Origin of the sequence: Kaistella carnis (assembly GCF_003860585.1) — a bacterium.
Lineage (GTDB): Bacteria > Bacteroidota > Bacteroidia > Flavobacteriales > Weeksellaceae > Kaistella > Kaistella carnis.
Window position 1 is genome coordinate 702,567 of record NZ_CP034159.1, and the last position, 19,963, is coordinate 722,529.

Annotated in this window: 20 protein-coding genes; 6 read left to right on the forward strand and 14 right to left on the reverse strand. The window is 36.8% G+C overall.

Features of this window, described 5'->3' with window-relative positions; genetic code table 11:
* Nucleotides 1–193 precede the first annotated feature (193 nt).
* From EIB73_RS03160 to queA, 4 genes are all read right to left on the reverse strand, one after another.
* Nucleotides 194–895, reverse strand: a complete 702-nt coding sequence (locus tag EIB73_RS03160; RefSeq protein WP_228411269.1) for a YoaK family protein — start codon at nucleotides 893–895, stop codon at nucleotides 194–196.
* Nucleotides 895–1,929, reverse strand: a complete 1,035-nt coding sequence (gene rlmN / locus EIB73_RS03165; protein ID WP_125022561.1) for a 23S rRNA (adenine(2503)-C(2))-methyltransferase RlmN — start codon at nucleotides 1,927–1,929, stop codon at nucleotides 895–897. Before rlmN ends, EIB73_RS03160 begins: the two co-directional genes overlap by 1 nt.
* A gap of 36 nt (nucleotides 1,930–1,965) precedes the next feature.
* Complete coding sequence (locus EIB73_RS03170; protein WP_125022563.1) at nucleotides 1,966–2,313, reverse strand: four helix bundle protein; 348 nt, start codon at nucleotides 2,311–2,313, stop codon at nucleotides 1,966–1,968.
* A 108-nt stretch (nucleotides 2,314–2,421) separates the two neighbouring features.
* Nucleotides 2,422–3,471: a tRNA preQ1(34) S-adenosylmethionine ribosyltransferase-isomerase QueA gene (gene queA, locus EIB73_RS03175; protein ID WP_125022565.1), complete on the reverse strand. Its 1,050-nt coding sequence runs from the start codon at nucleotides 3,469–3,471 to the stop codon at nucleotides 2,422–2,424.
* 164 nt (nucleotides 3,472–3,635) lie between these two features.
* Between queA and EIB73_RS03180 the strand changes: the two genes are divergently transcribed.
* The gene (locus EIB73_RS03180) at nucleotides 3,636–4,184 is read left to right on the forward strand and encodes a hypothetical protein (protein ID WP_125022567.1); all 549 of its coding nucleotides are present in this window, start codon (nucleotides 3,636–3,638) and stop codon (nucleotides 4,182–4,184) included.
* 84 nt (nucleotides 4,185–4,268) lie between these two features.
* Here the strand turns inward: EIB73_RS03180 and EIB73_RS03185 are convergent, their stop codons facing one another.
* The 6 genes from EIB73_RS03185 to EIB73_RS03210 form a co-directional block, all read right to left on the reverse strand.
* Nucleotides 4,269–4,922, reverse strand: a complete 654-nt coding sequence (locus tag EIB73_RS03185) for a hypothetical protein (protein WP_125022568.1) — start codon at nucleotides 4,920–4,922, stop codon at nucleotides 4,269–4,271.
* Nucleotides 4,919–5,404, reverse strand: coding sequence for a DNA-deoxyinosine glycosylase (locus EIB73_RS03190; protein WP_125022570.1), 486 nt, complete (start codon nucleotides 5,402–5,404; stop codon nucleotides 4,919–4,921). The genes EIB73_RS03185 and EIB73_RS03190 overlap by 4 nt, the downstream gene beginning before the upstream one ends.
* 56 nt (nucleotides 5,405–5,460) lie before the next feature.
* A complete protein-coding gene (locus tag EIB73_RS03195; RefSeq protein WP_125022573.1) occupies nucleotides 5,461–7,458 on the reverse strand; it encodes a S9 family peptidase in 1,998 nt (665 codons plus the stop codon).
* Nucleotides 7,459–7,498: 40 nt separating this feature from the next.
* Nucleotides 7,499–7,993 (reverse strand): PH domain-containing protein, encoded by a 495-nt coding sequence (locus EIB73_RS03200; protein WP_164467848.1) that lies wholly within the window; start codon nucleotides 7,991–7,993, stop codon nucleotides 7,499–7,501.
* A gap of 9 nt (nucleotides 7,994–8,002) precedes the next feature.
* Nucleotides 8,003–9,865, reverse strand: coding sequence for a M1 family metallopeptidase (locus tag EIB73_RS03205; protein ID WP_125022577.1), 1,863 nt, complete (start codon nucleotides 9,863–9,865; stop codon nucleotides 8,003–8,005).
* A gap of 79 nt (nucleotides 9,866–9,944) precedes the next feature.
* Nucleotides 9,945–10,289: a phage holin family protein gene (locus tag EIB73_RS03210; protein ID WP_125022579.1), complete on the reverse strand. Its 345-nt coding sequence runs from the start codon at nucleotides 10,287–10,289 to the stop codon at nucleotides 9,945–9,947.
* Between the two features lie 130 nt (nucleotides 10,290–10,419).
* Between EIB73_RS03210 and EIB73_RS03215 the strand changes: the two genes are divergently transcribed.
* From EIB73_RS03215 to EIB73_RS03230, 4 genes are all read left to right on the forward strand, one after another.
* Complete coding sequence (locus tag EIB73_RS03215) at nucleotides 10,420–11,970, forward strand: M20/M25/M40 family metallo-hydrolase (RefSeq protein WP_125022581.1); 1,551 nt, start codon at nucleotides 10,420–10,422, stop codon at nucleotides 11,968–11,970.
* A gap of 249 nt (nucleotides 11,971–12,219) precedes the next feature.
* Nucleotides 12,220–12,657 carry a DUF6526 family protein gene (locus EIB73_RS03220; RefSeq protein WP_125022583.1) on the forward strand — a complete coding sequence of 146 codons (438 nt, stop codon included), beginning with the start codon at nucleotides 12,220–12,222 and terminating at the stop codon, nucleotides 12,655–12,657.
* A gap of 31 nt (nucleotides 12,658–12,688) precedes the next feature.
* Nucleotides 12,689–12,853, forward strand: a complete 165-nt coding sequence (locus EIB73_RS03225; protein ID WP_125022585.1) for a phosphatidate cytidylyltransferase — start codon at nucleotides 12,689–12,691, stop codon at nucleotides 12,851–12,853.
* Nucleotides 12,854–12,864: 11 nt separating this feature from the next.
* On the forward strand, nucleotides 12,865–13,974 hold the full coding sequence (locus EIB73_RS03230; RefSeq protein WP_125022587.1) for a DNA topoisomerase IB: 1,110 nt from the start codon (nucleotides 12,865–12,867) through the stop codon (nucleotides 13,972–13,974).
* A gap of 95 nt (nucleotides 13,975–14,069) precedes the next feature.
* Here EIB73_RS03230 and xth read toward each other — a convergent pair whose 3' ends face one another.
* From xth to EIB73_RS03250, 4 genes are all read right to left on the reverse strand, one after another.
* Nucleotides 14,070–14,846 carry an exodeoxyribonuclease III gene (gene xth / locus EIB73_RS03235; protein WP_125022589.1) on the reverse strand — a complete coding sequence of 259 codons (777 nt, stop codon included), beginning with the start codon at nucleotides 14,844–14,846 and terminating at the stop codon, nucleotides 14,070–14,072.
* Nucleotides 14,847–14,923: 77 nt separating this feature from the next.
* Nucleotides 14,924–17,443 (reverse strand): cation-translocating P-type ATPase, encoded by a 2,520-nt coding sequence (locus EIB73_RS03240; protein ID WP_125022591.1) that lies wholly within the window; start codon nucleotides 17,441–17,443, stop codon nucleotides 14,924–14,926.
* Between the two features lie 126 nt (nucleotides 17,444–17,569).
* Nucleotides 17,570–17,902 (reverse strand): 2Fe-2S iron-sulfur cluster-binding family protein, encoded by a 333-nt coding sequence (locus EIB73_RS03245; protein WP_125022593.1) that lies wholly within the window; start codon nucleotides 17,900–17,902, stop codon nucleotides 17,570–17,572.
* A gap of 42 nt (nucleotides 17,903–17,944) precedes the next feature.
* Nucleotides 17,945–18,997 (reverse strand): NAD(P)/FAD-dependent oxidoreductase, encoded by a 1,053-nt coding sequence (locus tag EIB73_RS03250; RefSeq protein ID WP_125022595.1) that lies wholly within the window; start codon nucleotides 18,995–18,997, stop codon nucleotides 17,945–17,947.
* 140 nt (nucleotides 18,998–19,137) lie between these two features.
* Here EIB73_RS03250 and EIB73_RS03255 point away from each other — a divergent pair, with 140 nt between their 5' ends.
* Nucleotides 19,138–19,905: a DUF3108 domain-containing protein gene (locus tag EIB73_RS03255; RefSeq protein ID WP_125022596.1), complete on the forward strand. Its 768-nt coding sequence runs from the start codon at nucleotides 19,138–19,140 to the stop codon at nucleotides 19,903–19,905.
* The last annotated feature ends 58 nt before the right edge of the window (nucleotides 19,906–19,963 follow it).

Here is a 19,963-nt window from a genome sequence, read left to right on the forward strand (position 1 = left end):
TGAATCTTTTATACTATATCAAAATCGCAGCCCGACTTGAGTGGAGCTCTTTTTGTGCAGCGCAGCGGAACAAAAAAGCGGGAACGGAAGGCGGAAATGTCTGCCATAAAAAACAAAATAAACCTCAAAAATATTTTGCATTGCGAAATTACTGCCCCAAGCCATCATATTTCTCATGACATTCGGTTGTGTTTTAAGAGTAAATATTTAATTTTAAGAAAATCGTATAACAACCTCCGAGCAAAATAATACTTCCTAAAATTAAGGTTTTGATGCCGAAATGCTCATATAAAACACCACCCGAAACGCCACCACAGAAAAACATAATGATGATGGTGAGACGTAATCTGATCGAATTAAGCAGCCTTCTTCTGCGTTTTTTTTCTCTGTAGAAAAACAGCTGGGAAAACTCGATTCCCATATCGGTAAAAAGTCCGGTCAAATGGGTCGTACGGACAATCGATTTTGAAATACTTGTGACGAGGGAGTTTTGCATTCCCATGGCAAAAAGCAGACTGTATGCAATAATATCGGGATCTTCTAGCATTAAATAATTCCCTGTAAATGCGATAACTGCTAAGATTGAGGCTTCTAAAATGATAGGAAAAACATAGATCTGATTTTCCCGAATTCTGGAGTATATTTCCACGATAAAATTGGCGAAGAAAGCCCCGAAAAAAAAGTAAAATACAAATAGTGCCACGTGAACTGCATCTTCGAAATTGAGTTTAAAAACTTCATCTACGAAAAAAGCAAAATGTCCCGTGACATTGGTTGTTAATTTCTGAACCGAAAAGAAGCCGACTACATTTACCAAACCTGCAACAAAGGAAAGCAGGGATGCAATTCCAAGGTTATGTCGCGGTGTTCTGGTCTTCCCGATATGTGAAAACATTACTCACTGCTTTTATTGGCAAGTTGTCCACATGCGGCATCAATGTCTCCTCCACGGCTGCGGCGAATAAGCACGGTAATTCCGGCTTTTTCTAACTGGCGAACGTAATTGTCTTCTGCCGCTTTGTTACATTGGTCGTACTTTCCGTCTCCTATTGGATTGTACTGAATTAAATTAACTTTACTTGGGATTTGCTTGCAATATCTGATCAGCGCCTTGATATCTTCATCCTCATCATTTATTCCTTTCCAAACGCAATATTCAAAGGTTATGATGTTTCCTGTTTTTTCATACCAATATTTTAGGGAATCCATAATATCGGTTAAAGGAAATTTATCAGAAAAAGGCATAATTTCATTCCTCTTTTTCTCGATCGCCGAATGTAAAGAAAGAGCTAAATTCACGCGGATCTCTTCATCGGCCAACATCTTGATCATTTTCGGAATTCCGGAAGTTGAAACGGTGATTCGTCTTGGCGACATTCCTAAACCTGAAGGCTCGGTTATTTTTTTGATGGATTCTACAACATTTTTGTAATTCATCATGGGCTCGCCCATTCCCATAAACACAATGTTTGAAAGTGGCCGGTCGAAATATAATCTGCTTTGTCTGTCAATCAGTGCCACTTGATCTACTATTTCTGCGACTTCAAGATTTCGCATTCTTTTTAGTCTTGCTGTAGCACAAAACTCACAGTTCAGGGAGCAACCAACTTGGGAAGAAACACACGCTGTAGTTCTGGTTTCGGTAGGAATTAAAACGGATTCAACTAAAAGTCCGTCATGTAATTTTACGCCGTTTTTAATGGTTCCGTCTGTGGATTTTTGCAGTTGATCTACGGAAATAGGATTGATCATGTATTCCTGTGAAATACGGTCGCGCAGATCTTTTGAAAGATTCGTCATCTCCTCAATCGAGTGCAAATTTTTACTCCAAAGCCAATCATAGACTTGTTTTGCACGAAAAGGTTTCTCGCCCAAAGAGACAAAATATTCCTGTAATTGATCGAGTGATAAAGTTCGGATATCCTTCATAATTTGAATAAGAGCAAAGTAAAAAGAGCAAAGTGTTTACAGCTTTGTGTTATTTACTATCGCTCCGAAAATGTTTTTTAATTCTATACTTTCAGCAAGTAATTGATCCAATTCTTGATTTTCTTTTTCATCAAGTGCTTTAATTACTCTCAACCAATAATTGGATTCCCTGGTTTCCCGTAAAGAAATTTTAACTTTATTTTTAAAATCTGCTTTTGATGATCCTGCTTGAGATTCTTCGTAGTTAGCACCAAGTGAAGTAGAAGATTTCCCCAATTGATATCTGATCAATCTAGATTCGGGGTCATTGGGCAGCTTTCTTAAAAACTTCAGACAATGAATTCCGAACCAAAAAGTTCTTTCCAGTAAATCATTCTTTTTCATAATAAAAAATTTCGATTTACTAAAGGTAGCTTTTCTGTTTATATATAAAGTACCAAGCATTTCACTTGGTACTTTTAACTTTTTACTTGGCTCTTCTTAAACTATTCTTTAGATGATCAACATAGCATCACCGTAAGAATAGAATTTGTATTCGTGCTTAATTGCTTCCTCGTAGGCATGCATTAAGAAGTCTTTGCCGGCAAATGCTGCAATCATCATCATTAATGTTGATTTTGGCGTATGGAAATTGGTGATCATACAGTTTGCAACACCGAAATCATGAGGCGGGAAAATAAATTTGTTCGTCCAGCCGTGGTAAGGTCCAATTTTTTTATTGGAAGAAACGGAAGTTTCCAAAGTTCTCATGGTCGTGGTTCCGACCGCGCAAACTCGTCTGCCTTCTTCAACTGCTTTGTTAATGATATCTGCATTTTTCTGATCGATGATCGCTTCTTCAGATTCCATTTTGTGTTTGGATAAATCCTCTACTTCAATTGGATTGAAAGTTCCCAAACCTACGTGAAGCGTAACTTCAGCAAAGTCAATTCCTTTGATTTCAAGTCTTTTCATCAAATGTCTGGAAAAGTGTAAACCAGCCGTTGGAGCTGCAACAGCACCTTCATGTTTTGCATAAATCGTTTGGTAACGTTCTGCATCTTCTGGTTCTACGTCTCTTTTGATATATTTCGGAAGTGGTGTTTCTCCCAATTCTTTCAATTTGGTACGGAACTCTTCGTAAGAACCGTCATATAAGAACCTCAATGTTCTCCCTCTTGAGGTCGTATTATCGATTACTTCAGCAACCAAACCTTCATCTTCGGTGAAAAATAATTTATTTCCAATTCTGATTTTACGTGCCGGGTCGACAAGTACGTCCCATACGCGGGTTTCTTTGTCTAATTCTCTTAAAAGGAAAACCTCGATTTTAGCACCGGTTTTTTCTTTATTTCCGTAGAGTCTGGCAGGAAAAACTTTAGTATTGTTGAAGATGAAAAGATCTTTCTCATCAAAATAATCTACAACATCTTTGAAATGTTTATGTTCAATGGTCTGCGTCTTACGGTTCAGAACCATCATCTTCGCATCATCTCTGTGTTCCGCCGGATGTTCCGCTAAAAGTTCTTCGGGCAGGTGAAAGTTAAAATCAGATGTTTTCATTTTTTTAAATTACGGTTTAAAAATTAAGTCCGAAACCAAAAAATTTCGGAGTGCAAATATACGACATTGAAAAGCGTTTGTCAAGTGATTAGGCATTTAAGAAAAAATATAACACCAAACACATTTTTTGGAACGATAAATGACACCTTTATAAAAAATTAAATATGAAAAAATTATCGTTACTCGCCGGATTAGTTTTAATGCTCTTTCTTACCAGTTGTAGAGATATTGTAAACTCCGTTTTAGATGTTCTTCCTTCTTTTGAAGTTCCTTTTACCACGCAGCTGGAGATTCCTTTTGCAAGCGTCAGTACGACTTCTTATACAAAAACGCCGGATATTCCGATGAACATAGACTTAGATGCTAAAATTAAAGAGAATGATCCACGATTTTCTATTAATAATTTAAAGTCAGTTCAATTAAGTTCTCTGAGTATTGATTATGTCAGTTCTTCTTTAGGAAATAAACTTGATGTCATAAAAAATGCGAGGATTTATTTGAAAGCTCCGAATAAAGAGGAAATTCTAATTGCGACTTCTTACAATAATACCAATCCAGATACCAAAGTTTTCACTCCTACGGATGCCGATGTTTTGGAATATTTCAGAACGAACCAGAATGATTTGGTCATTGAAATCCAAGGAAGTAGAATTACAGCGGATAAAATAACAATGAAATTAAATACGGGATTCAAAGTTAAAGTCCAATTATAAAATTGAAAGACCGAAATAAATTTCGGTTTTTTTTATTGTTGAGTAATTTGATCAGTTATTTTGATCTAAAAATCAAATTCTGCTTTACTTATAAACAATTTCCGCAATATTTAAATCAAAATCCTGAGGTTCTACATACACTAATTTCATCTTGTGTTCTCCATCTTTAAACTTGATTTCCCCTTCTGTAAGAATTTGATTTGTGCTGAAATTTATCTTTTTTCCTGCATTTACATAGTCCAATAAATTACTTAGTCCAAAAGATGAAAGTTGATTTTCGAAATTCTTCATTTTGATTATTCCGGTTGTCGTCGGCTTTTTCTTTAATGAACTGCCATATTCCTTGACTGAATAAATACTGATCTCGTTCTTACTTTCAATCAGCTCCACATCGAAAAATCTTCTGGCATCCTCCTCTGCAAATTGCTTGACCAAAGAGGTCATTTTTTTGGAATAGTTGTATTTGAAATGTTCAGTTGTTAAAGGAAATTTAAGTGAACTAAGCGTAAAGAAATGTTGTACACTATTTTTGTAATCGATTAAAACACCCGTATCGTTCTTTTTTGTGCTCGTCAAACGTAGATCGTAGGAATCGTCGGCTGAATTGATTACGTTTTGTAGGTACATTTTACCATTTGTAGTTTCATGATCATATTGAACCGCATAATCGAAATGATATTTTTGCGAAAAACATAAGCTGCAAGAAATGATCAATAATAAAGTAGAAAGTTTTTTCATAGATGGAATTTTATTTTCGTCCAAGCCTCCAGTTTTTTATCATAAGGAACTGCGTGAGCCGGACTGGTCGAAGGTAAAACAAATATAGGAATTAGCGCAACTAAATCCTTGTTCTTTTGTACATTTTTAAAAGCTTTCTGGCCGTTGCAAAAGATCGCTTTTATATTTGGGTTCTCACTTAAAAATTTCTCAATATCATTGTGTTCTTCGTTTTTAATTTTGACATCTAAACTTCCCTTTCGTTCACATGAATCAATCACATCCCAAAGTGCAATATGGTTTTTTTGGAGCAGATTAATTCTTTCCGTATAATCGCCTGTAAAATCTTCCTGAAAGAGTTCAAATAATATTTTCCAAAACTTATTTTGCGGATGCGCATAATACTGTTGCATTTCCAAAGACTTAATTCCGGGAACAGAACCTAAGATCAAAATTTTAGAATTTTCAAAAACAAGAGGCGGAAAAGATGAAATTCGATTCATTTGATAAAATTACATTAAAAAAAAGAAGTTCAGAATAAATCTGAACTTCCATTATATTATAAGGTTTCTTTTAACCATTCAAAAAATTCACGTTGCCATACCAACCCATTTTGTGGTTGAAGCACCCAGTGATTTTCGTTCGGGAAATAAAGGAATTTTGTTTTTAACCCTTTAAGTTTTGCAGCCTGAAAAGCTTCCTGACCTTGTTCATAAGGAACGCGATAATCAATTCCTCCCTGAATAATCATCATGGGTTTGTTCCATTTATTCACATAATTTGAAGGATTAAACTCTGTGTACGATTTCGGTACTGGATTATCATAAGGCGATCCACCCAAATCCCAGTTGGCAAACCAAAGTTCTTCCGTAGTTAAATACCAGGATTTCATATCGAAAAGGCCATCGTGTGCGATGAATGTTTTAAAACGGTTTTCGTGAATTCCGGCTAGCATGAATACACTGTAACCACCATAACTTGCTCCTACGGCGCCCATTCTGTCTCCATCAACATACGGCAGAGTTTTGGCGTAATCTGCTGCTGCCAGATAATCTTTCATTGGTTGTCCGCCCCAATCTTTAGAAATTGCTTCATTCCATTCTGTTCCCCAACCCGGCATTCCTCTACGGTTTGGTGCGACGATGATATAGTCGTTTGCCGCCATTAAAGCAAAATTCCATCGCGTGCTGAAAAATTGCGTCAACGCTGATTGCGGCCCACCCTGACAATACAATAAAGTTGGATATTTTTTATTCGCATCAAAATTTGGCGGATAAATAAACCACACACCCATTTCCTTACCGTCGCTGGTTTTGACCATTTTCAGCTCCGTTTTTGAAGGCGTAATGTTTTCGTAATTCTTCTTGTTAATTTCTGTAACCTGAGTCATGGTTCCTTTTTTCAAATCCACGGCAAATAAACCTGCATTATGGTTCATATCGGTTCGGGAAACCAAAAGGGAATTCTTATTTTGAGCGTAAATATCATTAATATCAAAATCTCCTTTTGTGATCTGCTGAATTTTAGAAGTCTTCGGATTCAAAGAAAACAATTGTTTGGTTCCTCTAAAAGCGGTTGAAAAATAAATCATTTTAGAATCGGGTGCCCAGAAAACAGAACCGGCAAGGCTTTCATCCCAGTTTTTCGTAAGGTTGGTTACAGTGCCGGATTTCCAGTCCATGATTTTTAAATCATTTTTATCAGCTTCATAGCCCTCTCTTTCCATCGACTGCCAAGTTAAAAACTTTCCATCCGGTGAAAAAGTGGGTGCTACATCATAACCCTTGTTACTTTCGGTTAAATTTTTCACAGATCCAGTTGATAAATCGTAGGCGAAAATATCGGTATTGGTGGACTGCGCATATTCCGCACCACTCAAAGCTTTCGTCACGTATAACAGCTGTGAAGAATCAGGACTCCAAATAAAATCTTCGGCTCCACCGAAAGGTCGCTGCGGAGAATCCCAAGGTTTACCTTCTAATAAATCTTTGGCTTTGTCAGCAGATTCAGAAACGGGAACTACGAAAACGTGATTGTATTTTCCTTCATTAAAATAATCCCAGTGGCGGTGATTCAAATCGGTATAAATTTGGGCAGTCGTCTTCGGAGCATCCGAATACTTGTCTTTTCCCATCACTTTTTCAATTAGAACCTCTTTGCTGAAGGCTATTTTTTTACCGTCGGGTGAAATGACAATATTGTCTGCTTTACCGATGGTGTAAAATTCCGTCCAGGTTTTTCCGGCATCTTTAGAAAGAAAAATCTTTTCCCCTTCCTGAGCATAAATTCCATTATGATCCCACTGTATCAAAGATTTTTTTCCTAAATCCAAAGCAGTTGCCTCGTAGTTTTTGAGATTGAAGAAAAAGCTCTTTTTATTATTTTTCTCCGTTTTCAAATCAGTTTTTCCAATACTGTAAATGAGAGAATTCTGATCTGGTGAGACTGCAGAAACCCCAATCTTGTTGAGTGTCCAAAGTGTTTCCGGAGTCATTACATTTTGTGCATTCATGAGCAAAGGTGCTGCGAGCGCAATAAGCGTATTTTTTAGTTTCATTAAAATTAAATTTTGAATTACAAATATAGAAAATCGAAAACTATGATGGAGCGTTCTCTATACTCCGTTGTTGAATCGTATGAATAAACTCTTCAGGATTTTCCGGACTTAAAATATATTTTTTTCCAGACTTTAAGGCAATCTGAACTTTCTTTTCAATATTGGTAACATACCAAGAATCTTTCCCATTAAAATATCCGAAATATCCAAAAAGGCCGCCTATCCCAAAAGTTCGAAGATTAAATCCTACTTTATTCCAGCGCTGGAGAGACTCAATTTCATTAATGTTGATGATTGCAGATCCGAAAACATTTTTTATTAAGATCTGCGAATCTGAAACCGCAATTCTTCTCGGAATAAAACAATAAGCTATAATAATCGCTCCGTACATTAAAATAATGCTGGTGATCGAAATCACAGGTTTGGGAGGATAAAAGAAAAAGGAGGAAATAGGAAATAAAATTAAGAAGAACAGAACAATAATCGTAATGATCATCGTTTGTTTATCCATTCGTGCAGTTTTAAATTCTTTCATATCCATGTTTTATAAATTGTATAGATTATCATTTGGCGTGTAATCCATAAAAATTCCACCATCGATCTTCACCGATTTCACTTTTTGACTCACTTCGATCTGCGCTTTGTAAAAGTTTCCGTTCTTCCAGACGTCCGGTGTAAAATGTTTTTTAAGAATAGTTCCATCCTCAAAAGTAATTTCAGCTTCAAAGGGAATCGCAAATCCACCCACATTATGGATGATCATTTCAAGATTTTTATTCGACTGAATCGCACTGTTTACTTTCAAATCAATGTAATTATTGCTGAAGAACCAATTGTTCCAATACCAGTTCAGATCCTGTCCACTTCCTGTATTGAAACTGTAAAAGAAATCCCAAGGTGTCGGATGCTTTCCGGTCCAGGTAGTCATATAATGGTGGAGCGTTTTTTTAAATACATCATCTCCCAACATGTCTTTTAAAGCCAGATACGCAAATGCAGGTTTAATATATGCATTACTGCCATATCCCATACCGCTTAACTGACTGCTCATTGAGATTATGGGTTGATCCTGCTCTGTTGAGGGATCATTTATATATCTTTTAACCCGAAAATCCGTATACATTTTATCATTAAATTCTTTTCCATTCTCAGCTTCTCCTATCAAATATTCGAAAGCGGTTACCCAGCCTTCATCCATGAAAGCATATCGCGATTCGTTGGTTCCCATCATAAAAGGAAAATAGGTATGCGCAATTTCATGATCCACGGTTTGTCGGGAATCTGCGAAATTGTCTGGAATTGCAGTATCATTAACCATCATTGGATATTCCATATCGGCAAACCCCTGAAATCCTGTTATGGTCGGAAAAGGATATTCTACACCGGGCCAGTTTTCGGAAAACCACTTGACGCTGTAACTTGTCCATTCCACATATTTCTCAAAATCCGGGGTTCCCGCCTTATACGTCGCCTGAGTGCTAACTCTCTTCGATTTTAACTGAATACTGGAGGCATCCCAGACATAAGTTGAGCTTACTCCAAAAGTAAAATCACTGATGTCCTCCGCTTTAAATTTCCAGGTATTTGAGGCGTTCTGTTTGGTCACCTTTTTTTTCTTTATTTCCTCTTGGGTTGCAACATGAATTATTTCATCAGAAGTTAAAGAGGTTTTAAATTTCTTTACAATTTCAGGCTGCAAAACTTCTTCCGGGTTTTGAAAAACTCCGGTGGCATATACGATGTAGTTTTTTGGAACTTTAATGGAGACATCATAATTATTAAAATCATTATAGAATTCCCCACGACCCATATGTGGCAACTTGTCCCAGCCATTATAATCATCGAAAACCGAAATGCGCGGATAAGCATAGGCACAGAAAAAGGTAGTTTCGTCAATCTGCCCTTCTCGTCCACTTTCTTTTGACAGAGGAAATTCCCACTCTATTTTAATCGTATTCGTAGAATTGGCAGAAAGTGTTTCTGTTAATTTCAGTTCATAAAAAGTTTCCCAGTCTTCAGAATCAACCTTGTAATTTTTGCCGTTCACTGAAAGTGATTTTATGGTAAGTCCGTCACTCAGAAAATCCTTGGATGATTTTGCGGCGCGGGGCGATGTAGGCTTATGAACATTATTCACAAATCGCACGACAATCGATTTTAAAGTCTCCGGGGAATTGTTCTTATAAATAATCGTTTCATTTCCCGAAACTACTTTGGTTGTTGGATTAACATTGAATTCAATTTTATAATCCCCGGAATTTTGCCAATAATTTTTACCCGGTTTTCCGTCCAGAGACCGGGTATTATTTTCATAGGCTTTGACAATATTTCGCGGAATATAGAGTTCCTGAGCAAATGCCTGAAAAGAGAGAAATAGCAGAACAATTGAAGTAAGTGTGGTTCGCATTCATTTTAATTTAAAGAACAGTTAAAATTAAAAGGCGGTTCAAAAAAATGAAACCGCCTTTAGTAAAAGTGTGATCAATCTATTTTGTGGGAGAAATAATGCCGTTGAGCAAAGAAGTAATTAAGGACAAGGCAATACTGAAAATAAATGCCCACCAAAATCCGTCGATACTCATTCCGTCTACAAAATTTGCGGCAAATAAAACCACAATCGCATTAATAACTAAGGAGAAAAGACCCAAAGTTAAAATCGTTAACGGCAAACCCAAAATTTTTAAAATGGGAGTTACTATTAAGTTCAAAATTCCTAAAATTAAAGCAAAAACCAGAGCCGTTGTAAAGTCGTCAATATGGACGCCGGTTAAAACTTTAGTTAAAAGAAACGCTACGATAGCGGTGACCAAAAGTCGGATAATCATATTCATAATCTATTTTTTTATAAAATTATAAAAATTAAAGTGACTGGACAAAAAAGTTAAGATTTATTTGAATTACCTATGAACACACAGTTCTTTAAGAAAAAAATTATTATCTTCATCGCAAAATTGATATTAAATGAAGAATTATGCAAAATTGATGATGGTATCTACGGTCTTTGCGGTAAGCTTAAATGCCCAAACCACAGACCAAATGGTAAAATCCATCATGGATGAAACGTACCAGAATTCACAACTGGAAACATTGGCTTATGAACTGATGGACGGGATCGGACCAAGACTCGTAGGAAGTCCCAAAATGCAGCAGGCACATGACTGGGCGGTAAAACGTTTTCAGAACTGGGGAATCGAGGCGCAAAACGAACAATGGGGCGAATGGAAATCATGGGAACGTGGTACTTCCACCATCGAAATGATTTCACCTTACGTAAAATCAATGGAAGGAATGCAGTTGGCATGGAGCCCGTCAACTTCCGCGAAAGGAGTTACAGCGGATGTCGTTATGTTGCCCTTATTTAAAAGTAAAGAAGAATTCAACGCATGGTTACCGACTGTAAAAGGAAAAATTGTAATGGTTTCCCAATATCAGCCAAGCGGCAGACCGGATTATAACTGGAAAGAATTTGCCACGCCGGAATCCTATGATAAAATGAAAAAAGAAAGTGAAGAAGCTTCTGAAGCTTGGAGAAATTCACTTAAAGCAACCGGAGAAACTTCTAAAACACTGAACGAGAAAGTAGAAAAAGCTGGAGCTGCAGGAATTATTTCCTCTTACTGGTCGAAAGGTTTTGGTGTAAACAAGATTTTTTCTGCCGGAACTAAAAAAATCCCGGTATTTGATATGGCGTTAGAAGATTACGGTCAATTATACCGCATGATTCAACACGGAACAACGCCGAAATTGAAACTTGTCGCTCAGTCAAAAGACAAAGGAACTGCGCCGACCTTTAATACCGTAGCAACAATTAAAGGTTCTGAAAAGCCAAACGAGTATGTGATTCTTTCCGCGCATCTTGATTCATGGGATGGTGGAACTGGAGCTACAGATAATGGAACCGGAACAATTACTATGATGGAAGTGGCAAGAGTTCTTAAAAAATATTATCCAAACCCAAAAAGAACCATCGTGATCGGACTTTGGGGAAGTGAGGAACAGGGACTCAATGGATCACGAGGGTACGTGTCTGCCCACAAAGATCAAATGCCAAATGTACAGGCGGTGTTTAATCAGGATAACGGAACAGGTAGAATTGCCAATATCAGCGGTCAGGGTTTCTTAAATTCCTATGATTATATTGGAAGATGGATGAGCGCAGTTCCAAAAGAACTGAAAAAAGATGTTGAAACATCATTTCCGGGATATCCTGGTGGCGGTGGATCGGATCATGCTTCCTTTATTGCGGCAGGAGCACCTGCTTTTATGCTAAGTTCCCTGAACTGGTCCTACGGCAATTATACTTGGCACACCAATCGTGACACTTACGACAAAATCGTTTTCGATGATGTTAAGAGTAATGTTGCCACAATCGCGATCTTAACTTATATGGCGAGTGAGGATCCTGAAAAAGCGTCTGCCGAAAGAATTAAAATGCCGGTTAATCCAAGAACAGGTGAACCCGCTAAATGGCCGGAATTAAAAGAACCTATCAGAAAGGGTGGCTTTGATTAATTCCTGGTTTTAAAGTAACCTAAACCTTAAATGGAGTCGGTAGTTTCAGCGTGATTTTTTTTATTAAGAATTGCATTGCTGAAATTACCGACTTTTTTTCTATAAAATATTGAATCAAAAAACTCAGTTTCAAACTATTGTAAATCTTTTTTACTCCCTAAATTTTAATGAAAGTAAAACCATAATCCTTAAATTTATTTTTTTGACACAAAATTAGGAGAATGGTTAATTATTTGATGTGGCTGAGGAATGAAGATTCAAAATTACGACAACCACAAGAAGTTCTACGCACCCCATCATTTCATCTACCTGCCCTTACTTGCGATTTTGCAAATTATCGGGATATGGAAAATTTTTTCTGATGAGGTGAACCAATTAAGCTGGATTTTATTTTCTACAGTGATCTTCCTAATTATTTATCTGGCATTAATGGTGAGACAACATTATGCTTTAGGTAATCAGGATCGTATTGTTAGGTTAGAATTTAAGCAGAGATATTTCGAAATTTTTGGTAAAAGATCAGATGAGGTTGAAAACCAGCTGAATTTCGGTCAGATCTCCGCACTCCGCTTTGCCTATGATGAGGAGTTTAAAATTTTAATAGAAAAGGCGTTAAACGAAAAAATATCGGGCGATGAAATCAAGAAATCCATTACAAAGTGGCGACCGGATCATCATCGTATTTAAAACATAAACAAACATTAAAAAATAATTTATTATGAAAAAGTTTACATTTCTTACATTAGCAGTATTTGCATTATTATCATTGACTGGTTGTGACGCCATTGGCACCATTTTTAAAGCTGGAATGTGGTGGGCTTTCTTTTTAATAGGAGCTGTAATTGCAGTAATTATCTGGTTATTTACCAGAGGTAAAAACTAATTAAATTCAAAATGGATAATCCAAGCCTGGATCTGATCGCGAAAATAAGTCCTTCAAAAATTATTAAAATAATGAAGGACCCCGTAAAATCTGCAAAAGCAGTGCAACTTGTTTACACAAATGACAGTGCAAATGAGGGAATTGCAAGAAAAAAGCGCGGTAAAAAATTCTCTTATTTTTTAGGAGAAGAAAAACTGAAGGATCAGGAGGAATTGGAGCGAATTAAAAAGCTCGCAATTCCTCCAGCTTGGGAAGATGTTTGGATCTGCGCTTTACAGAACGGCCATTTACAAGCCACAGGAGTAGACGCCAAACAGCGGAAACAATACCGCTATCATCCGGTTTGGAATGCTTTGAGAAATCATACCAAATTTTATAGGATGCTGCAGTTTGGGGAAGCTTTACCTACGATCAGACTTCAGCTTGAAAAAGATTTACGTCATCGCAAACTTGACCAAAGAAAAGTTTTGGCCGCGGTTGTTAGTTTGATGGAAAGAACCAACATCCGTATCGGAAATAACATTTATGAAAAACTTTATGGCTCATTTGGATTGACCACTTTAAAAGATAAACATGTAGAGATCAAAGGTGATAAAATGAAATTTTCTTTTAAAGGAAAGAAAGGTGTTTATCACGATATCGATTTAAAAAACTCGAAGTTGGCAAAAGCGGTGAAAAACTGTCGGGATATTCCGGGAAAAGAGCTGTTTCAGTTTTATGATGAGGAAGGCAAGCGTCATGCGATCGAAAGTGGAATGGTGAATGATTACATCAAAGAAATTAGTGGTGAAGATTTTACCGCGAAAGATTTTCGAACCTGGTCCGGGACTGTGAATGCTCTTATTGCCTTTAATGAAATTGAAAAACAGGAAATTGAGGGAAATCAAAAATCGAAAATTAAGCAGGCCATCGATATGGTCGCCTGTGAATTGGGAAATACGAGTACGGTTTGCCGAAAATATTATATTCATCCTTTAGTCATTAATCTTTATGAAAGTGATTCGATCAAAAAGTATCTTGATGAATTGGACGACATTGAAGTTGATGACGGTAAATCGGGACTTACAAAAGAGGAACTCATCGTCATGAAAATTTTGAAAACAGAAAAACCAACCATTTAGAAGATTTTAGAAAATACACCAAACTTCAATTTTTGAAAATATAAAATCTCTTTTAACTAAGAGAATTTTTTTGGTTTTAAACGAAAAGTCAGCAATTAAATATTCTCCAGCTCAATCCACGTCGGAACATGATCGCTCGATTTTTCCCAGCCACGAACCTCGTTATCTACTCCACCATTTTTTAAATGAGGTAGAATATCAGGAGAAATCAGAAAATGATCAATGCGCATTCCGGCATTCCTTTCGTAGGCTTTTCTGAAATAATCGTAAAAAGTATAAATTGTTTTTTCGGGATAAAGATGTCGCAATCCATCGGTCCAACCCTGAGCAATTAAATTTTTGAAAGCAGTCCGAACTTCAGGCAGGAAAAGAGCATCGTTTTTATATTTTTCCGGTTTATAGACATCACTCTCCGTTGGAATAATATTAAAATCTCCTGTAATGATGACCGGTTTCCCCGCACTAATCAATAACTCGGCTTGAGCATCCAATCTTTCCAACCATTTCAATTTATAATCATATTTTTCACCGGGAGTTGGATTTCCATTAGGTACATAAACACAAACGATTGTTAAATCATTCACCTTCACTTCTAAATAACGGCTTTGTTCGTCTGTTTCATCACCTGGCAAGGCAGTTCTAACAACGGTTGCTTTCCCATTTTTTGTTAAGATTGCAACTCCATTCCAACTTTTTTGGCCGACCCAAACAGCATGATAACCGGCTTCTAACATTTCTGCTTCAGGGAATTTTTCTTGCGGTGCTTTTAATTCTTGTAAGCAAACGACATCAGGTTTTTCTTCACTGAGCCATTTTAGAAGAACCGGAAGCCGACCGTTAACTCCATTTACATTATAGGTTGCGATTTTCATAATCTGTATTTTATATAAATTTATTAAAGATATCTTGATTTAAAATTATACTCAAAAGAGGAAGTCAAAAGCGATAATTAAATTTTATCTTTATTACTATTAAAAGTCCTCTTTATCAGTTTATAGATTTCAAACCACATGACCGAAATAACTGCTGCAGAACCTGCTGTTAAAAGTTGGTTTAGATTCAATGAATTTAACTTAAAGAATTGCGTAACAGGACCAACATAAAGCATAATCATTAACATACCTAAGGTTCCTAAAGTAATATAAATTAAGAGATTATTCTTATTTCTGAAACTTTCAAACATCGTATAATAGAACGATCTGTTCGCAAAACTCAGTAAGATATTCGCGAAAATTAAAGTGGTGAAAACCATCGATCGCGTCATATCTTCATCACCTCCGTTTCTATAGGTTAATTGGTATATGAACAGTACTCCAGCGGTGATCACTAATCCCTGAATAATACTGATGATCAATTCCCGCATCGTTAGGAAGGTTTCTGACATTGGCCGTGGTTTTTGAGTCATCGTATTTTTTTCCATCGGTTCATTTTCATAAACGATGGAACAGGTTGGACCCATTACCAATTCTAGAAAAATCACGTGAACCGGCGTAAAGATTTGGGGAAAAGCCCATCCTAAAAACAACGGTAGGGAAACAGTAAGAATAATCGGAATGTGAATCGAAATAATATACTGAACTGCTTTTTTAATATTGGTATAAATCCTACGTCCGGCCGCAATCGCAGTTACCAACTTTCCTAAATCATCATTCGTTAAAATAACTGCAGCAGCGGCTTTTGCGATTTCAGTTCCTTTCTCGCCCATCGCAACTCCGATGTGTGCGGCTTTTAAGGCAGGTCCATCATTAACGCCATCACCAAGCATAACGACCACTTCATTATTCTTTTTTAAAGCATTAATCACGCGAAGTTTTGCTTCCGGAAACATTCGGGTAAACAACACTTTTTGATCGACTACTTTCATTAATTCTTCTTCGCTCAGATGACTGATTTCATCACCATTAACTGGATCCGAAACTCCTCTAATTCCGGATTGTAAAGCGATGCTTTTTGCTGTTTGAGCATTATCACCGGTTATTACTTTTATCTTAATTCCGGCTTCTTTAAATTTTCTAAAAACTTCGTCGATTCCTTTTTTTGGCGGATCGTAGAAAACCACCATTCCCAAAAATTCAAACTGAATATCCTGTTGTTTTTTTGGAAAATCATCTCCTTCAAAGTTTGATTTAGCAACACCTAAAAGTCGATATCCCTGTTTTCCAAACTCATCAATTTCTTTTCTGATTTTACTTTGATCTTCTTTAGAAAGTTGACAAACATTGATGATCGCTTCAGGAGCACCTTTTGCCGCAATGATTCGTTCGCCTTTTTCATTCTTAAAAAGATGCGTCATCATCGGTGGTTTTCCATCTAATGGATATTCATGAAACATCTCGAATTCTGGACGTAGATCTACTTTTTGAGTTTCGCCATAAACCTGATGAAGCGATTTTTCCATCGGATCAAAAGGAACCGGCTCACTACTCCACATCGCATATTGAGTAAGTTCTGACACCGATTCGTCATTAAATTGTTGATCATTAAAAACTTTGTCACTTCTAAAATCATAAACGGCTTTCAGATGCATTGAATTCTCCGTAATCGTTCCCGTTTTATCAGTACAAATAACGGTGGCACTTCCTAAAGTTTCAACAATATTACTTTTCTTAATGATGATGCCGTCCCGCATTAATTTCCAGGCGCCGAGAGCCATGAAGGTTGTAAAAGCAACGGGAATTTCTTCAGGCAAAATCGACATTGCCAAAGTCAATCCATTTAATAAGGAATCAACAATATTTCGAGTATGGTAATAATTAACGGCACAAACTAAAAGGAAAACGGTGACTCCTATAATCGCCATGTATTTCAGAAACTGCTCAATCTGCTTTTGTAGCGGAGATTTTTCATCTTTTATGGCTGAAATAGATTCTCCAATTTTACCAAGTTTCGTTTCTTTGCCAATATGTTCCACTTCAAAAACAGCCAAACCAGAAACGGTGGAAGTTCCATTGTAAACCTGCCGGTCTTCCGAAGTATTATCTTTAAAAACAGAAAAACTTTCACCCGTAAGCGAGGATTCATTCACAGAGAAATCATTGCTGTGAACGATTTTTCCATCGGCGTTGATCATTTTTCCTTCTTCGGTAATACACAGATCTCCAACTGCAATTTCATGCGTTGGAATTTCCACAATCTTTGAATTTCTAATGACTCGGCTTAAGGGTTCGTTGAGTTTTTCTAATTCTTCCAGCGCTTTCTGACTGCGATTGTCCTGATAAAAAGAAATCCCGGAAACCAGAATAATCGCCGCCAACATGAAGAGTGCTTCACCGTAATTCCCAACGGCTAAATAAATGATGGCAATGATAATTAACAAAATCAACATCGGTTCGCGCAAGATGTCGAAGAGCAATTTGATCCAACTGCTTTTCTCAATTTGTTTCATTTGATTATAACCAAATTTCTGATGAGAACGTTGAACTTCTTCGTCAGTTAAACCTATTAAATGCTCGGGAATGTGAAAAGACATACTCTAAATATTTGTTAACTAAAGATAACAAAAGTATCGCAAATTCCCCATTGATCTGCTGAAAATAAAAAAGGAAAGAAAAACTGAATTTTCTCTCCTTTTACTATTTATTAAAAACGATTTCCTTTATGGATAAGGTGCAATAGCAACTTCTAAACCGTCAACGTCTGCGGTGATATGAATCTGGCAACCCAAACGGCTGTTGTCCTGAACATGGAACGCTTCACTCAACATCGCATCTTCCTCAGCGCCCATTTCGGTCAGTTTATCAGAACCGTCAACGATGTAAACTTGACAGGACGCGCACATCGCCATACCGCCGCAAACTCCGATGGTTCCTTCTTCTGCCAATTCGTAAGAACGAATCACTTCCATCAAATTCATGGACATGTCGGTTGGTGCAACCACTTCATGTAAGTCTCCGTTTCGGTCAGTAATCTTTAAGGTAATATCCTGCATTGTATTTTACTTGATTCTTTATACTTTCTACTTGGCTCTTCGTTAATCGATTTTCATCACTACCGCTTTCTCTGCTTCCTTACGGCTTCCATCGAAACCATCAATTCCACTTACAGTCGTATATTTCAGAACGAATTTTTTACCTGGATTCAGCATGTTATAAATACTTTGACACATCAAAGTTGCTTCATGGAAACCACATAAAATCAATTTCAATTTTCCCGGATAGGTATTGATATCACCGATTGCATACACTCCCGGAATATTGGTTTGATAATCCAAAGCATTATTTACCTTGATTGCATTTTTCTCAATTTCCAATCCCCAATTTGCTAAATCTCCTAATTTCGGTGTTAGACCAAAAAGAGGAATAAAGTAATCCGTTTCAATATCAAAAGTTTCGCCTTCTTTTTCTACGGTAATTGCAGTTAATTTACCATCACCTTTTAAACCAACTACTTCAGCCGGAGTCATCATGTGAATTTTACCCTGATCTTTTAAAGCCTGAACTTTTTCAACAGAATCCAACGCTCCACGGAATTCGTTTCTACGGTGAATTAAAGTAACTTCACTTGCAATATCTGTAAGGAAAATACTCCAGTCTAAAGCAGAATCACCACCGCCGGCGATGACCACTTTTTTATTTCTGAAATGTTCAGGTTCTTTAATGAAATATTCTACGCCTTTTTCTTCGTAATCTGCCAAATTTTCCAAAGTGGGTTTTCTCGGTTCAAAAGTTCCCAAACCACCAGCAATCGCAACTGCTTTGGCACGGTGAACAGTACCTTTATTAGTAATTACTTCAAAAGTTCCGTCTTCTAATTTGGTTAAAGTCTGGGCAGTTTCTCCCAAGGTAAATCCTGGTTGAAACTGTTTCGTTTGCTCCATCAAATTATCTACTAAATCTCCAGCGTTAATGGACGGAAATCCCGGAATATCGAAAATAGGTTTTTTAGGATACAACTCGGTTAACTGACCGCCTGGCTGTGGAAGAGCATCGATAAGATGGCATTTCAACTTAAGTAAACCTGCTTCAAAAACAGTAAAAAGTCCGGTCGGGCCGGCTCCAATAATCAATATATCAGTAGTAATCATTAATCAAACTTTAGCAATAATCCCACAAATTTACAAAATTTAAAAGTACTATGCGGAGCCTCTTTATGATTTTTGTCATAATGAAATCCAATAAAATCAATGTTTTATCTTTGTGGCAAATTATTTGCAAAAGAAAACCCATGAAAAAGATTTTAGCACTATTTGGACTTTTAATAATGACATTTGGCAGCGCACAGAAACTTCAGAATATTCAGTCTGGGGAAGTTTTGCGTTACAGGATTCATTACGGACTTTTAAATGCGGGAACAGCAAGTTTAACGACCTTAAAAACAACCTATAAAGGCCAACCTCATTTTTATGTTAAAGGTTATGGTAAAACAACCGGAGCTGTACGTGCGTTTTTTAAAGTGGAAGATCATTATGAAAGTTTCATCAATTACCAGACGGGTTTGCCGAGTTACTATGTAAGAAATGTACAGGAAGGTGGGTACACGCAGCATTTTCAAACAGTTTTTAATCATCAGAATCAAACCCTACTTTTAACCGATAAAGAAAAAAATACCACAGCAACTTTAAAATCAGTTAAAGGAATTCAGGATATGTTGTCAGCTTTTTACTATTTAAGAAGTTTAGATGACAGTGATTTAAAAGTGGGAAGTGTGAAAAAATTAAATGTTTGGATTGACGACGAAATGTTCCCTTTCCAATTAAAAGTTGTCGGAACTGAAAATGTAAAGACGCGATTCGGAGTGATCAATTGTTTGAAAATTGTACCGCAAGTGATCAGCGGTCGGGTTTTTAAAGATAAAGAAGGTGTTACGCTTTGGGTCAGCAACGATGCGAATCATATTCCGATCTCAATTAAAGCAGAGCTGGCTGTTGGCTCATTAAAAGCGGATATCGAATCCTATTCAAACGTGAAATATCCAATGAAATTTATAAAATAGAGATCATTACTTATCATATCAAAACGAACTTCGGTTCGTTTTTTTTTTGTGAAAATTT

What these genes read in the sequence shown, in the direction of transcription:
- EIB73_RS03160 (WP_228411269.1), bottom strand. Translation starts at nt 895, where the DNA reads ATGTTTTCACATATCGGGAAGACCAGAACACCGCGACATAACCTTGGA.
- rlmN (WP_125022561.1), bottom strand. Translation starts at nt 1,929, where the DNA reads ATGAAGGATATCCGAACTTTATCACTCGATCAATTACAGGAATATTTT.
- EIB73_RS03170 (WP_125022563.1), bottom strand. Translation starts at nt 2,313, where the DNA reads ATGAAAAAGAATGATTTACTGGAAAGAACTTTTTGGTTCGGAATTCAT.
- queA (WP_125022565.1), bottom strand. Translation starts at nt 3,471, where the DNA reads ATGAAAACATCTGATTTTAACTTTCACCTGCCCGAAGAACTTTTAGCG.
- EIB73_RS03180 (WP_125022567.1), top strand. Translation starts at nt 3,636, where the DNA reads ATGAAAAAATTATCGTTACTCGCCGGATTAGTTTTAATGCTCTTTCTT.
- EIB73_RS03185 (WP_125022568.1), bottom strand. Translation starts at nt 4,922, where the DNA reads ATGAAAAAACTTTCTACTTTATTATTGATCATTTCTTGCAGCTTATGT.
- EIB73_RS03190 (WP_125022570.1), bottom strand. Translation starts at nt 5,404, where the DNA reads ATGAATCGAATTTCATCTTTTCCGCCTCTTGTTTTTGAAAATTCTAAA.
- EIB73_RS03195 (WP_125022573.1), bottom strand. Translation starts at nt 7,458, where the DNA reads ATGAAACTAAAAAATACGCTTATTGCGCTCGCAGCACCTTTGCTCATG.
- EIB73_RS03200 (WP_164467848.1), bottom strand. Translation starts at nt 7,993, where the DNA reads ATGAAAGAATTTAAAACTGCACGAATGGATAAACAAACGATGATCATT.
- EIB73_RS03205 (WP_125022577.1), bottom strand. Translation starts at nt 9,865, where the DNA reads ATGCGAACCACACTTACTTCAATTGTTCTGCTATTTCTCTCTTTTCAG.
- EIB73_RS03210 (WP_125022579.1), bottom strand. Translation starts at nt 10,289, where the DNA reads ATGAATATGATTATCCGACTTTTGGTCACCGCTATCGTAGCGTTTCTT.
- EIB73_RS03215 (WP_125022581.1), top strand. Translation starts at nt 10,420, where the DNA reads ATGAAGAATTATGCAAAATTGATGATGGTATCTACGGTCTTTGCGGTA.
- EIB73_RS03220 (WP_125022583.1), top strand. Translation starts at nt 12,220, where the DNA reads ATGAAGATTCAAAATTACGACAACCACAAGAAGTTCTACGCACCCCAT.
- EIB73_RS03225 (WP_125022585.1), top strand. Translation starts at nt 12,689, where the DNA reads ATGAAAAAGTTTACATTTCTTACATTAGCAGTATTTGCATTATTATCA.
- EIB73_RS03230 (WP_125022587.1), top strand. Translation starts at nt 12,865, where the DNA reads ATGGATAATCCAAGCCTGGATCTGATCGCGAAAATAAGTCCTTCAAAA.
- xth (WP_125022589.1), bottom strand. Translation starts at nt 14,846, where the DNA reads ATGAAAATCGCAACCTATAATGTAAATGGAGTTAACGGTCGGCTTCCG.
- EIB73_RS03240 (WP_125022591.1), bottom strand. Translation starts at nt 17,443, where the DNA reads ATGTCTTTTCACATTCCCGAGCATTTAATAGGTTTAACTGACGAAGAA.
- EIB73_RS03245 (WP_125022593.1), bottom strand. Translation starts at nt 17,902, where the DNA reads ATGCAGGATATTACCTTAAAGATTACTGACCGAAACGGAGACTTACAT.
- EIB73_RS03250 (WP_125022595.1), bottom strand. Translation starts at nt 18,997, where the DNA reads ATGATTACTACTGATATATTGATTATTGGAGCCGGCCCGACCGGACTT.
- EIB73_RS03255 (WP_125022596.1), top strand. Translation starts at nt 19,138, where the DNA reads ATGAAAAAGATTTTAGCACTATTTGGACTTTTAATAATGACATTTGGC.